This is a genomic window from uncultured Brevundimonas sp. (assembly GCF_937863155.1).
GTDB lineage: Bacteria > Pseudomonadota > Alphaproteobacteria > Caulobacterales > Caulobacteraceae > Brevundimonas.
The window spans coordinates 1-13,249 of record NZ_CALMFB010000040.1 but is presented as its reverse complement, the minus strand read 5'-3'; the positions used below and the strand labels follow the sequence as shown (position 1 = coordinate 13,249).

Sequence of the window (13,249 nt, the reverse complement as noted above, 5' to 3'; positions counted from 1 at the left end):
TCGCTCTGCTCAGGAGGCGTCTTTGACTGGGATGTCGCCGTACGAAAACTGGATGAGCTGAACGCCCGGGTCGAGGACCCCACCTTGTGGGACAATCCCGAACAGGCCCAGGCCGTCAGCCGCGAACGCTCGCGCCTGGAAGCCCAGATCAGCGCCGTCAAGGAGATGGAGCGCGGTCTGGAAGACGGCGTCATGTTGGCCGACATGGCCGACGAAGAGGGCGACGAGGCGACGCTGAACGACGCGCGCGAGAGCCTGAAGGCCATCAAAGAACGCGCCGCCCGCGCCGAGCTGGAGGCCCTGCTGTCCGGCGAGGCCGACGGCAACGACGCCTATCTGGAGGTCAACTCCGGCGCCGGCGGCACCGAGTCCAACGACTGGGCCGGCATGCTGCTGCGCATGTATTCGCGCTGGGCCCGCGCCCATGGCTATGAGGTCGAGGTCGAGGCCGAGGAAGCCGGCGAACAGGCCGGGATCAAGTCCGCCACGCTCTTGATCACCGGGCCGAACGCCTATGGCTGGCTGAAGTCGGAATCGGGCGTGCACCGGCTGGTGCGCATCAGCCCCTATGACGCGGCGGCCAAGCGGCACACCAGCTTCGCCTCGGTCGGGGTGTCGCCGGTGGTGGACGACACCATCGAGATCGACATCAATCCGGCCGACGTGCGCACCGACACCTATCGCGCCTCGGGCTCGGGCGGCCAGCACGTCAACAAGACGGATTCGGCGGTGCGTCTGACGCACATTCCGACCAACACGGTCGTCGCCTGTCAGGCCGGCCGGTCCCAGCACCAGAACCGCGATCAGGCGTGGAAGATGCTGCGCGCGCGCCTGTACGAACTGGAGTTGCAGAAGCGCGAGGCGGCGGCCCAGGCCCTGGCCGACGCCAAGACCGACATCGGCTGGGGTCACCAGATCCGATCCTATGTCCTTCAGCCGTATCAGATGGTGAAGGACCTGCGCACCGAGGTGGAAACCAGCGACACCCAGGGGGTGCTGGACGGCGATCTGGACGCCTTCATGGGCGCCGCCCTGGCCGCCCGCGTTGGCGACAAGCGCGGCGAGACGGTGGAATAGACCGACCAAGAAAAAGGCCCCGGATCGCTCCGGGGCCTTTGTTCATCGTGGCCCTTGCGTGTCAGGCGCCGGCCTTCATGTCCGGGATGTGCGGCACAGGCTCGGCCGGCGCGGGCGCCGGGGCCGGCTGAGGCGCGGGCTGGGCGGTCGGGGCCGGCTGACGCGAGCCTTGCAGAACGCGGCCCTGGAAATAGGCGCCGATGTCGATCGACAGCTGTTCGGCCGTGATGTCGCCATCGACGTAGGCGGTGGAGATCAGCTTGACCTGCTTGCCCGAGACGCCGCCGACGATCCGGCCACGCACCTCGACATAGTCGGCCGCGACATTGCCTTCGACCGCGCCGGTTTCACCGACGATCAGGCGGCCGACACGGACGTCGCCCTTGACCTGGCTGTCGATCTGCAGGTCGCCGGAACCGGTCACATTGCCCGTGAACTGCAGGTCGGCGGACAGGACAGACAGGCCCCGTCCGGGCGCGGCGGCGGGCGCCGGGGCGGCGGCAGGCGCGGCGGCGGCCGGGCGCGGCTGGCTGGGCGACGGCAGGTCGGGCAGCGGCGGGATCGGCTGGGCGGCGGGCTTGGCCGGGGCGGGGGATTTAGTCTTGTTGAACAAGTTGATCTCCGGCTTTCATGAAGCGGGCTGGATTGAGCGGGCGGCCATCCATCCACACTTCATAGTGCAGGTGGACGCCCGTGGAGCGACCGGTCGAACCCATGGCGCCGACACGCTGGCCCAGCGCGACACGCTGGCCAGGCGTCACCGCCGTGGCGTTCAGATGGGCATAGCGCGTCTTGAAACCGCGGCCATGGTCTATCTCAACAGTCTTTCCATACCCTGAACGCACTCCGGCGAACGAAACCACGCCCGGCGCCGTGGCGTGGATGGGGGTGTTCAGGGGGGCGGCGAAGTCCTGGCCCTGATGCACGGCGGGGCGGCCGTTGAACGGATCGAACCGCACGCCGAAGCCCGAGGTGGTGCGCGCCTGGGTCGGGCGATTGAACGGCAGGCCCTGGGCGGCGTCGGCCAGGCCGCGCATGTCGTTCAGATTGTCGGCCGCGCTGCGGATGCGCAGGGCGAAGGCCTCGTCCACGTCCAGAACGGCGGCCAGGGCCTTGGGATCGCGCGCCTCGACCAGCGGCCCGCCCAGGGCCGTCCCTTGCGGCGCATAGGCGGCCGGGTTCAGCCCCGCCAGGCGGAAGGCCAGGCGCAGACGCTCGGCCCGCGTCTGGGCCTCGGTCTCGGCGCGGGCGATCAAGCGTTCCTGATCCATGCGCACCCGCAGCATGCGCCGCACGGGATTGCCGTCATTCGTGCGCGGGGCGGCGGGTTTCAGGGCCTCTTCGGCGCCCTGGACGCCGTGGAACAGGGTCATGACCTGGGCCAGGGCGGCGTGGCGGCGCTCGACCATGGTGGCCATGTCGTCCAGAGAGCCAGTGGTGGCGGTCATCCGCACCACGGCGCTGTCCAGGCGGGCCTGAAGATCGGCGTTGCGGCGTTCGGATTCGGCGCGGGCGCGGCGCACGGCCTGATCCGCCGTGCTTTCCGACACCATCTCGAACAGCACCCCGCCGGATGCGATCAGGGTCCAGCCGACCAGCAGGGCGCCGGCGGCCGCCGCCATCATCTGACGGCCGCTGGACAGGACATAGCCGCGGGTTTCACCGTGAGATCGCAGATACAGATGCCGTTCGGGGAACCAGCGTTCGATTACTGAACGCCTTCCGCTCTGGTGATCCTGAACCATACGCCACACCCCCCGGTACGCAGCTTTATCCGAGAGCCGTGACGTTTGTGCAATACTGTTCACCCATTGTTAACCATCATTTCGTCCGCTGACGGTTAAGGCGTAACTGCTCTGGCGAGTTTTTCCCCTGTGGGTTGCGCCCGCGAATCTGCCGGTGATCTTGGGTCAAGGGTTCACAGGGCTCTGGCGGCCTCCAGAACCTCGGACGCATGGCCCGTGACCCTGACATTGCGCCAGGCGCGGCGCACGACGCCGGCGCCGTCGATCAGGAAGGTCGCCCGCTCGATCCCCATATATTTGCGGCCATACAGCTGTTTCTCGACCCAGACGCCCCAGGCCTCGGTGACCCCGCCGTCTTCGTCGGACGCCAGAACGACCTTCAGATCATGCTTGGTCTTGAACCGGTCGTGCTTCTTCACCGTGTCGCGCGACACGCCGATCACCGCGACGCCCAGGGCGGCGAAGTCGTCGATCAGAGCCGAGAAGTCCTTGCCCTCATTGGTGCAGCCGGGCGTGTCGTCCTTGGGATAGAAATAGACCACGGCGGGGCCGGTCAGATCGACATGACCGCCGCCATCGGTGGGCAGCGACAGGGGAGGGGCTATATCTCCAACATCAGGCATTTTCTTCTCCGCTCATCCCCGCGGAAGCGGGGATCCAGTCCTTGGCGTCCAGCAGACCGCCCAGCCGTGTTTCCTCAAACAGATCACGCCAGCCGGGATTCGACGTCTCGATCATTTCCAGCTTCCAGACGCGCAGCCATTTCTTGATCTGGCGTTCGCGCCTGAACGCGCCCTCGCGACTGTCATGGACTTCGAACCAGACCAGTTGGTCGATGCCGTGTTTGGCGGTGAAACCTCTGAAGGTCTTGTCCTTGTGCTCGGCGACGCGCTTCAGGAGATCGTCCGTCGAGCCGACATAGAGGGTGCCGTTTCGTCCGCTGGCTAGGATGTAGGTGAAGAAGGCCATGGCGGTGCTCGCGGCTCTCACTGGTTCCCCGCTTTCGCGGGGATGAGCGGAAGAATTAGGTAGGCCGTACCAGCACGATCTTCTTCTTGCCGGCGGCCAGTTTCAGCACGCCGTCGGCGTTCAGATCGGCCTCGCCGATCGCCTGGGCGCCGTCGGCAACCGCCGCGTCGTTCAGGCGCAGGCCGCCGCCCTGGGCCAGGCGCCGGGCCTCGCCGTTCGAGGCGGTCAGGCCGGCCTTGGTCGCCACGGCGGCGATCATGGCCCCGATCACCTCGTCACGCGGCAGTTCGACGGTCGGCAGGTCGGCCGACAGCCGGCCGTGTTCGAACGCCGCCTCCGAGGCCGCGCGCGCCTTGGCCGCCTCGTCGGCGCCGTGCAGCAGGGTGGTCGCGGCGTCGGCCAGGGCCTTCTTGGCGTCGTTGATGCCGGCGCCTTCCAGCGCCTCCAGCGCCGCGATCTGATCCAGCGGCAGATCGGTGAACAGCCGCAGGAACCGGCCCACGTCGGCGTCGTCCGCATTGCGCCAGAACTGCCAGTAGTCGTAAGGCGACAGCTGGTCGGCGTTCAGCCAGATGGCCCCTTGCGCCGTCTTGCCCATCTTGCCGCCCGAGGCGGTGGTCAAAAGCGGGGTGGTCAGGCCGAAGGCGGTGCGGCCTTCGTTGCGGCGCACCAGATCGACGCCCGAGACGATATTGCCCCACTGGTCCGAACCGCCCATCTGCAGGGTGACGTTCCGGCTGCGGTTCAGCTCCAGGAAATCCACCGACTGCATCAGCATGTAGTTGAATTCCAGGAAGGTCATCGGCTGTTCGCGTTCCAGCCTCAGCTTGACGGAATCGAACGCCAGCATGCGGTTGACCGTGAACTGCGTCCCGAATTCGCGCAGGAACTGGACGTAGCCGAATTTCGACAGCCACTCGTCATTGTCGACCATGACCGCATCGGTCGGCCCGTCGCCGAAGGTCAGGAATTTGGCGAACACCGTCTGGATCGAGGCGATGTTGGCCTGGATCATCGCGTCGGTCAGTTGCGGGCGCGAGGCGTCCTTGCCGGTGGGGTCGCCCACCTTGGTCGTGCCGCCGCCCATCAGGACGACCGGCTTGTGCCCTGCCTGTTGCAGCCGGCGCAGCATCATGATCTGGATCAGGCTGCCGACGTGCAGGCTGGGCGCCGTGGCGTCAAAACCGATGTAGGCGGCGATCACGCCCTTGCTGGCCGCCGCATCCAGCTCGGCCGGATGGGTGATCTGGTGGATGTAGCCCCGGTCCTGGAGCGTCTTCAGAAAGTCGGAGGTGAAGGCGGTGTCGGTCATGGTCGGCTCCGTTAGCAGGGAAGCCGGCGGCCGTCTTCATGGGAGTGCGCGCCGGCTTGAAGCGGCGCAGGGGATCGCGGCCGCTCGCTGAATCAGCGGCGGTAGTACAGGCGGGCGGCGGTGACGCAGCAGGCGATCATATCCGCTGGATAAGGGCGGGCGTTGACCGGCGTCAAGCGGGCGGTCATCGATGGATTATGCGTGTTGCCCTGACGCCCCATGCCGCGACGCCCGGCCCCGATGTGACGATCACCGTCCAGGCGGCGCGCCATGAACAGGGCCTATGGCTGCGCTACGTTGTCGAAGGCGCGGTGGAAGGGCTGGCCTGGCCCGCGCCGGCCGAAGGGCGCGCTGACGGTCTGTGGCGCACCACCTGCATGGAAGTCTTCGTGCAGACCGACGACGGCTATCGCGAGTTCAACCTGTCGCCTTCGGGCCAATGGGCGGCCTATCGTTTCGACGGCTATCGCACCGGCATGGCCGAGGCGGACGGGGTGATCCAGGCGCCCTTGCTGGACGCAGGTTCGGACTATGTCGCGCTGGAGGCGGTGATCGACCTGCCGCCGGGCGCCCGGGCGCTGGGCCTGTCCGCCGTGATCGAAGAACGGGACGGCCGCATTTCCTATTGGGCGCTGGCCCATGCGTCGGATAAGCCGGACTTTCATCATCCCTCGTCCTTCGTGCTGGAGATCCCATGAAATTCGGCGTCGACCGCCTGTTGTCCGATCCCGCGCTGCGGGCGCCGCTGAAGGGTCGGCGGGTGGCTGTGCTGGCCCATCCGGCCTCGGTGACCGCGGACCTGACGCACACGATGGACGCCCTGGCGGCCTGCCCGGAGATCACGCTCAGCGCCGCCTTCGGGCCCCAGCACGGCATGAAGGGCGATCTGCAGGACAATATGATGGAAAGCCCGGATTACCGCGATCCGGTGCATGGCGTCCCGGTCTTTAGCCTGTATGGCCAGGTGCGGCGCCCGCGCGATGAATGGATGCAGACCTTCGACGTCATCCTGATCGATCTTCAGGACCTGGGCTGCCGCATCTACACCTTCGTCACGACCCTGCTTTACGTGCTGGAGGCGGCGGCCGCGCATGGGAAGGAGGTCTGGGTTCTGGACCGGCCCAATCCCGCCGGACGCCCGGTCGAGGGCACGACGCTGAAGCCGGGCTGGGAAAGCTTCGTCGGGGCCGGGCCGATGCCGATGCGGCATGGCCTGACCCAGGGCGAGATGGGGCATTGGTTCATCCATCACTTCAAGATCGACGTGCAATATCGCGTCATCGAAATGGAAAACTACGATCCAGGCGCCGCGCCTGGATATGGCTGGCCGCTGGGCCAGCGCGCCTGGATCAACCCCAGCCCCAATGCCCCGAACCTGTCGATGGCCCGCGCCTATGCCGGCACAGTGATGATCGAGGGGGCGACCCTGTCCGAAGGCCGCGGCACGACCCGGCCGCTGGAGCTGTTCGGCGCCCCCGACATCGACGCGCGGGCGGTGATCGCCGAGATGCGCCGCATCGCGCCAGGCTGGCTGGAAGGCTGTGTGCTGCGGGACATGTGGTTCGAACCGACCTTCCACAAACATGTCGGCAAGCTGTGTTCAGGGGTCCAGATCCATTGCGAAGACCCGGTCTATGACCACGCCGCCTTCCGGCCCTGGCGGGTGCAGGCGGCGGGGTTCAAGGCGATCCGCAACCTGTATCCCGACTACGATCTGTGGCGGGATTTTCCCTATGAGTACGCCTTCGGCAAGCTGCCGATCGACACCATCAACGGCGGGACCGCCCTGCGCGAATGGGTCGACGACCGCGCCGCCCAGGCGGGCGATCTGGACGTGGTCGCCGGGCCGGACGAGGCGGCCTGGGTGGAAGAGCGCAGGCCGTTCCTGATCTACTGATCCCTCTCCCATTGGGAGAGGGCTTGAGCGCACGACGGCGCAGCCGTCGTTCTGGCGCGAAAGGGTGAGGGTCGGCTGTCAGCCGCGCAATGTGGCTGCGTGTCTTCGAATAGCGTCCAGGATCTGGTCGGGTTGAGACAGCGCCTGATCGTTCGTGAAGCGCATCACGGTCCAACCCAGTCCTTCGAGAACGTGCTGACGTTCGGCGTCATTCAGGGCGACGTCTTCTCGTGCGTGAACGCCACCATCGATTTCGACAACCAGTTTCAGGCGGTCGCAGGCGAAGTCGACGCAGGACTGGGCGATGGGGTGTTGGCGGCGGAATTTGTGGCCGTCGATCCGGCCGGCGCGGAGCAGGGACCAGACGCGGCCCTCGGCGAGGCCTGAGGATTGGCGAAGGGAACGCGCAAGGCGGGTGCGAGGGGTGGCCATGTCGGGAGGCTAGCATCGTGCGAAACAGGACGCAGCCGACCCTCACCCTTTCGGCTACCGCATCGCTTCGCTCTGCGAGCCTCAAGCCCTCTCCCAATGGGAGAGGGAGGAATTACGCCGGATTCTCTTCCAGCCGCTTGTCCAGATACAACCCCACGCGGCGGTCAACCGCGTCGATATGGTCTTGCCAGAAGTGGGTCGCGCCCTCTTCCAGCTCATAGTCGATGACGATGCCCTTTTGCGTGCGCAGCTTGTTGACCACGCGCTCGACCTCGATGGGCGGCACGATGCTGTCGGCCGTGCCGTGCAGGAACAGGCCCGAGGCCGGGCAGGGGGCCAGGAAGCTGAAATCGTAGATGTTCGACGGCGGCGACACCGAGATGAAGCCGTCCGTTTCCGGCCGCCGCATCAGCAGCTGCATGCCGATGTAGGCCCCGAACTGATAGCCGGCGACCCAGGTCTGGCTGGCGGCGGGATTGTTGGCCTGCAACCAGTCCAGCGCCGTGGCCGCGTCGGCCAGCTCGCCGATGCCGCTGTCGAACTCGCCCTGCGACTTTCCGACGCCCCGGCTGTTGTAGCGCAGGGTGGCGAAGCCGCGTTTGACGAACAGCTGGTGCAGCGTCACCGCCACCGGATTGTTCATGTGCCCGCCCGCCTTGGGGTGCGGATGCAGGATCAGGGCGATGGGGGCGTTCGGGCGCTTGCCCGGCGAATAGCGGCCTTCGATGCGGCCCGAGGCGCCGGGCAGAATGACTTCAGGCATGGATATCCCGTCTCAACTATCGTTTCGCAGGCGCGTAATACTTGACCATGAGGGTAGGACTTTCTAAGTCCCGCCCGCACGCCGATTTCGCCCGTGAGGGCGCGGGTTCTAGCACAGCAGCCCGACAAAGCGCGCAAATTGTGAGGAACGCCGCAATGCGCCTGTCGACGAAGGGACGATACGCCGTCATGGCCATGGCCGATCTGGCCCGCAACGGCCGCGAGCGTGCGGTGTCTCTGGCCGAAATCGCCACGCGGCAGGAGATTTCGCTCAGCTATCTGGAACAGTTGTTCGCGCGCCTGCGCAAAAGCGGCCTGGTGCGCTCGGTGCGTGGGCCGGGCGGCGGCTATCTGCTGGCCAGGCGCGCGGACCAGACTTCGGTGGCCGAGATCGTGCTGGCGGTCGATGAACCGATCCGCGCGACGCGGTGCCAGCATCGATCGTCGCCGCAGGGCTGCATGATGCGGGGCGAACGCTGCATCGCCCATGACCTGTGGGAAGACCTGGGCGCCGAGATTCACGCCTTCCTGGCCGGGGTGTCGCTGGAAGACGTGGTGATGAAACGCACCGGGCGGCGGCGTCTGGAGCGCCAGCAGCAAACCGAAGTGGAAGCAGCGGCATGAGCGTCTATCTGGATCACAACGCCACCGCCCTGGTCCGGCCCGAAGTGCAGGCGGCCGTCGCCGACGTCATGGCCCATGGCGGCAACCCCAATGCGGTCCACGCCTGGGGCCGCCGCACCCGCGCGCGGGTCGAGAACGCGCGCGCCCAGGTCGCTGATCTGGCCGGAGCCGACCCCACGGCGGTGGTCTTTTCCTCGGGCGGCACCGAATCGAACGCCCAGGCGATCGCCAGCGCCCTGGCGGCGGGGTGCGAGCGCCTGATCGTCTCGGCGACCGAACACCCCTGCGTGGCCGAGGCGGCCGCCGTCTCGGGCGTGGCGGTCGAGGTTCTGCCGGTCGATGCGGACGGCGTGATCGATCTGGCGTGGTTGACTGATGCGCTGAGCCGGCCGAGCCGGGCGGTGGTGGCCATCCACCATGCCAACAACGAAAGCGGCGTGATCCAGCCCATCGTTCAGGCGGCGGTTCTGGTGCGGGCGGCGGGCGGCTGGCTGCATGTCGACGCCATCCAGTCGGCGGGCAAGATCGCGGTGAACATGGCGGCGCTGGACGCCGACAGCCTGACTTTGTCGGGGCACAAGCTGGGCGGGCTTCAAGGCGTGGGCGCCCTGGTGATGAAGGCGGGCCGCGAGGCGGTGCGCATCCTGCATGGCGCGGGCCAGGAGCGCGGCTTGCGCGCCGGCACCGAGAACACCCCCGGCATCGTCGCCTTCGGCGTGGCCGCCGACTGCGCCGCGCGCGAGCTGGCGGACGGCCATTCGGACCGGATGCGGGCCTGGCGCGATGCGGCCCAGGCGCGGGTTGTGGCCGCCGGCGCCGTGGTCGTGGGCGACGCTTCGCCGCGCCTGCCCAACACCCTGTTCATGGCCGCCCCTGGCTGGGACAGCCCGCAACAGCTGATCACCCTGGACCTGTCGGGCGTCATGGTCTCGGCCGGCAGCGCCTGCTCCTCGGGCAAGACCAAGCCGTCCAAGACCATGGTCGCCATGGGCATGGACGACCTGGCCACCCAGGCCATCCGCATCTCGGGCGGCTGGAACACCATCGCCGCCGACTGGGACGCCTTCGCCGACGCCTGGATCGCGGCCTGGGACAAGCGCCAGGCGCGGGCCGACCGCCCCGCGACCGAGGTGGCCTGATGGGAGCCGTCAGGGAAACCATCGACGCCGTCGCGGCGCTGGAGGCCTATGAGCACGGCTTCGTCTCGGACATCGAGACCGAGTTCGCGCCCAAGGGGCTGAACGCCGACATCGTGCGCTTCATCAGCCACAAGAAGGGCGAGCCCCAGTGGATGCTGGACTGGCGCCTGGCCGCCTTCGAGCGCTGGCAGGCGATGGAGGAACCGACCTGGGCGGCGGTGAAATACACGCCCGTCGACTATCAGGACCTGCACTATTACGCCGCGCCCAAGCAGAAGGAGGGGCCCAAGTCGCTGGACGAGGTCGATCCCGAACTCTTGGCCGTCTATGCGAAACTGGGCATCCCGCTGAAGGAGCAGGAGGTGCTGGCCGGCGTCCAGGGCGCGCCCAAGGTGGCGGTGGACGCCGTGTTCGACAGCGTCAGCGTGGTCACCACCTTCAAGGCCGAACTGGCCAAGGCGGGTGTGATCTTCATGCCTATTTCCGAGGCCTTGCGCGAATATCCTGATCTGGTGCGGCAATATCTGGGCACGGTCGTGCCGGTGTCCGACAACTATTTCGCCGCCCTGAACAGCGCGGTGTTTTCGGATGGATCGTTCGTCTATGTGCCGCCGGGCGTGCGCTGCCCGATGGAGCTGTCGACCTATTTCCGCATCAATGCGTCCAACACCGGCCAGTTCGAGCGGACGCTGATCATCGCCGACCGGGGCGCCTATGTGTCCTATCTGGAAGGCTGCACCGCGCCGATGCGCGACGAGAACCAGCTGCACGCCGCCGTGGTCGAGCTGGTGGCGCTGGACGACGCCGAGATCAAATATTCGACGGTCCAGAACTGGTATCCGGGCGACGCGGAGGGGAAGGGCGGCATCTACAATTTCGTCACCAAGCGCGCCGACTGTCGCGGCGACCGCTCCAAGGTGTCGTGGACCCAGGTCGAGACGGGGTCGGCCGTCACCTGGAAATACCCGTCCTGCATCCTGAAGGGCGAGGAATCGTCGGGCGAATTCTATTCCATCGCCATCACCAACGGCCGCCAGCAGGCCGACACCGGCACCAAGATGGTGCATCTGGGCAAGAATTCGAAATCGCGCATCATCGCCAAGGCGGTGTCGGCGGGCCGGTCGGATTCGACCTATCGCGGCCTGGTGTCGGTGCACCCCAAGGCGACCGGCGTGCGCAACTTCACCCAGTGCGACTCCTTGCTCATCGGCAAGGAGTGCGGCTCGCACACCATCCCCTATATCGAGGCCCGCAACGGCTTCGCCCAGCTGGAGCATGAGGCGACGACAACGCGCCTGAGCGAGGACCAGCTGTTCTACGCCCAGCAACGCGGCCTGTCGGAAGAAGAGGCGGTGGCCCTTCTGGTCAACGGCTTCGTGCGCGACGTGCTGCAGGAACTGCCGATGGAATTCGCCGTCGAGGCCCAGAAGCTGGTGGCGATCAGTCTCGAAGGTTCGGTCGGATAAAAAGAAGAACAATGCTGAACATCTCCAACCTCCATGTCTCCGTCGGCGAAAAGCCGATCCTGAAGGGCCTGACGCTCGACGTTCCGGCGGGCGAGGTGCACGCCGTCATGGGGCCGAACGGGGCGGGCAAGTCGACGCTGGGTTACGCCCTGTCGGGTCGTCCCGGCTATGAGGCCAGCGAAGGCGTCGTGCGCTGGCGCGGCGAGAATCTGCTGCCGCTGGACCCGGCCGAACGGGCGGCCATGGGCGTCTATCTGTCGTTCCAGTATCCGATCGAGATTCCGGGCGTGCCGGCCCTGACCTTCATCCGCACGGCGGTGAACGCCCAGCGGCGTCGGCGCGGCGAGGACGAGATTTCGGCCCCCGACTTCCTGAAGCGCGCGCGGGCGGCGGCCACGGCGCTGCGCATGGATTTCGACATGCTGAAGCGGCCCCTGAACGTCGGCTTCTCGGGCGGCGAGAAGAAGCGGATGGAGATTCTTCAGGCCGTGCTGCTGGAGCCGTCGCTGCTGATCCTGGACGAGACGGATTCGGGGCTGGACATCGACGCCCTTCGCATCGTCGCCGACGGGGTCAACGCCCTGCGTGGGCCGGACCGGTCGATGCTGGTCATCACCCACTATCAGCGCCTGCTGGACTACATCAAACCGGACCGGGTGCATGTGCTGGCCGCCGGCCGCATCGTCGCCTCGGGCGGGCCGGAACTGGCGCTGGAGCTGGAGAAGGACGGCTACGACAAATATCTGCCCGCCGATCTGGAGAGCGCGGCGTGAGCCTGGTCGACCTGCGCGACCCGTCCAGTTTTCCGACACGGCGGGTCGAGGCGTGGAAATACACCGACCTGCGCCGGTTCCTGCGTGAGACGCCCCCGCCGTCAGCGCCGGACGATGTGGCGCCGGGCGGCCCCTTCGCGGCCCTGGGCGGCGCCGAGACGGCGATCGTCAACGGCCGGGGCGACGCCGCCATCAGGGTGGTCGAGGGCGAACAGGTCGCGCGCCTGCGCTTCGTCTCGACCCAGGCGGGGGCCGGGCATCAGGCGACGGTGACGGTGGATGTGGCGCGCGGGGCCAGCCTGGTTATTCTGGAAAGCCACGAAGGTTCAGGCGGTTATGTCTCAAGCATCGCGCTGAACATCAAGGTGGCCGAGGGCGGGCAACTGACCCGCATTGTGCTGGCTGACGACGCGGCCGACGCCATCGCCTTGTCGCGCGCGGACGTCCGCCTGGGTCAAGGAGCGGCGTTCAGCCAGACCCTGCTGACCACCGGCGCCCGGCTGCAGCGGCTGGAAACCCATGTCGCCCACCCCGGCGAAGGGGCGACGGTGTGGATGGACGGCCTCTATCTGCTGTCGGGCGACCGTCACGCCGACCTGACCAGCGTGGTCACCCATGACGGCCGCGACGGCGTGACCAGCCAGCTGGCCAAGGGCGTGGTGCGCGATGCGGCGCGCGGCGTCTTTCAGGGCAAGATCGTGGTCGAGCGCGGCGCCGACGGCACCGACGCCCGCATGGGTCACCACGCCCTGATCCTGTCCGAACGCGGCGAGGTGGACGCCAAGCCCGAGCTGGTCATCTATGCCGACGAGGTGTCGTGCGCGCATGGCAATACGGTCGGGGCGCTGGACGAAAGCGCCCTGTTCTACATGCAGCAGCGCGGCATTCCGGCGGATGAGGCGCGGGCGCTGCTGACCCACGCCTTCCTGGGCCAGGTGATCGACCGCATCGAGCACGAGGGCGCCCGCGACGTGGCGCGCGACTGGCTGGAGGCGCGGCTGTGATTATTCCTCCCCCATCGGGGGAGGGGGACCATGCGCAGCATGGTGGAGG

Annotated in this window: 15 protein-coding genes; 8 read left to right on the top strand and 7 right to left on the bottom strand. The window is 67.4% G+C overall.

Features of this window, described 5'->3' with window-relative positions; all coding sequences use genetic code 11:
- A protein-coding gene (prfB, locus tag Q0581_RS06255) for a peptide chain release factor 2 (RefSeq protein WP_349770619.1) occupies positions 1-1,077 on the top strand; the annotation gives its coding sequence in 2 pieces (ribosomal slippage) (positions 1-23 and positions 25-1,077; 1,076 coding nt annotated over the 2 pieces). This gene is flagged as partial in the annotation.
- 61 nt (positions 1,078-1,138) lie between these two features.
- Here prfB and Q0581_RS06250 read toward each other — a convergent pair.
- From Q0581_RS06250 to tyrS, 5 genes are all read right to left on the bottom strand, one after another.
- Positions 1,139-1,690 carry a polymer-forming cytoskeletal protein gene (locus Q0581_RS06250; protein ID WP_298698665.1) on the bottom strand — a complete coding sequence of 184 codons (552 nt, stop codon included), beginning with the start codon at positions 1,688-1,690 and terminating at the stop codon, positions 1,139-1,141.
- Positions 1,674-2,822 carry a peptidoglycan DD-metalloendopeptidase family protein gene (locus Q0581_RS06245; RefSeq protein ID WP_298698664.1) on the bottom strand — a complete coding sequence of 383 codons (1,149 nt, stop codon included), beginning with the start codon at positions 2,820-2,822 and terminating at the stop codon, positions 1,674-1,676. Before Q0581_RS06245 ends, Q0581_RS06250 begins: the two co-directional genes overlap by 17 nt.
- Before the next feature lie 173 nt (positions 2,823-2,995).
- Complete coding sequence (locus Q0581_RS06240) at positions 2,996-3,445, bottom strand: peroxiredoxin (RefSeq protein ID WP_298698663.1); 450 nt, start codon at positions 3,443-3,445, stop codon at positions 2,996-2,998.
- The gene (locus tag Q0581_RS06235) at positions 3,438-3,791 is read right to left on the bottom strand and encodes a GIY-YIG nuclease family protein (protein WP_298698662.1); all 354 of its coding nucleotides are present in this window, start codon (positions 3,789-3,791) and stop codon (positions 3,438-3,440) included. The genes Q0581_RS06240 and Q0581_RS06235 overlap by 8 nt, the downstream gene beginning before the upstream one ends.
- A 55-nt stretch (positions 3,792-3,846) precedes the next feature.
- On the bottom strand, positions 3,847-5,103 hold the full coding sequence (gene tyrS, locus Q0581_RS06230; protein ID WP_298698661.1) for a tyrosine--tRNA ligase: 1,257 nt from the start codon (positions 5,101-5,103) through the stop codon (positions 3,847-3,849).
- A gap of 197 nt (positions 5,104-5,300) precedes the next feature.
- Between tyrS and Q0581_RS06225 the strand changes: the two genes are divergently transcribed.
- Together Q0581_RS06225 and Q0581_RS06220 are read left to right on the top strand one after the other, a co-directional pair.
- A complete protein-coding gene (locus tag Q0581_RS06225; protein WP_298698660.1) occupies positions 5,301-5,801 on the top strand; it encodes a DOMON-like domain-containing protein in 501 nt (166 codons plus the stop codon).
- The gene (locus tag Q0581_RS06220) at positions 5,798-7,000 is read left to right on the top strand and encodes a DUF1343 domain-containing protein (protein WP_298698659.1); all 1,203 of its coding nucleotides are present in this window, start codon (positions 5,798-5,800) and stop codon (positions 6,998-7,000) included. Before Q0581_RS06225 ends, Q0581_RS06220 begins: the two co-directional genes overlap by 4 nt.
- A 78-nt stretch (positions 7,001-7,078) precedes the next feature.
- On the opposite strand, the gene Q0581_RS06215 is transcribed toward Q0581_RS06220, so the two are convergent.
- Both Q0581_RS06215 and Q0581_RS06210 read right to left on the bottom strand, forming a co-directional pair.
- A complete protein-coding gene (locus Q0581_RS06215) occupies positions 7,079-7,432 on the bottom strand; it encodes an endonuclease domain-containing protein (protein ID WP_298698657.1) in 354 nt (117 codons plus the stop codon).
- A gap of 112 nt (positions 7,433-7,544) precedes the next feature.
- Entirely contained in the window at positions 7,545-8,195 is a 651-nt protein-coding gene (locus Q0581_RS06210) for an alpha/beta hydrolase (RefSeq protein WP_298698655.1), read from the bottom strand.
- A gap of 155 nt (positions 8,196-8,350) precedes the next feature.
- Here Q0581_RS06210 and Q0581_RS06205 point away from each other — a divergent pair, with 155 nt between their 5' ends.
- The 5 genes from Q0581_RS06205 to sufD are packed head-to-tail and all read left to right on the top strand — an operon-like array spanning position 8,351 to position 13,200.
- Positions 8,351-8,818 (top strand): Rrf2 family transcriptional regulator, encoded by a 468-nt coding sequence (locus Q0581_RS06205; protein ID WP_298698654.1) that lies wholly within the window; start codon positions 8,351-8,353, stop codon positions 8,816-8,818.
- Complete coding sequence (locus Q0581_RS06200) at positions 8,815-9,957, top strand: cysteine desulfurase family protein (protein ID WP_298698653.1); 1,143 nt, start codon at positions 8,815-8,817, stop codon at positions 9,955-9,957. Before Q0581_RS06205 ends, Q0581_RS06200 begins: the two co-directional genes overlap by 4 nt.
- A complete protein-coding gene (gene sufB, locus Q0581_RS06195; protein WP_298698651.1) occupies positions 9,957-11,423 on the top strand; it encodes a Fe-S cluster assembly protein SufB in 1,467 nt (488 codons plus the stop codon). Before Q0581_RS06200 ends, sufB begins: the two co-directional genes overlap by 1 nt.
- An 11-nt stretch (positions 11,424-11,434) precedes the next feature.
- Positions 11,435-12,196: a Fe-S cluster assembly ATPase SufC gene (gene sufC / locus Q0581_RS06190; RefSeq protein ID WP_298698649.1), complete on the top strand. Its 762-nt coding sequence runs from the start codon at positions 11,435-11,437 to the stop codon at positions 12,194-12,196.
- Complete coding sequence (sufD, locus tag Q0581_RS06185) at positions 12,193-13,200, top strand: Fe-S cluster assembly protein SufD (protein WP_298698648.1); 1,008 nt, start codon at positions 12,193-12,195, stop codon at positions 13,198-13,200. Before sufC ends, sufD begins: the two co-directional genes overlap by 4 nt.
- Positions 13,201-13,249 lie beyond the last annotated feature (49 nt).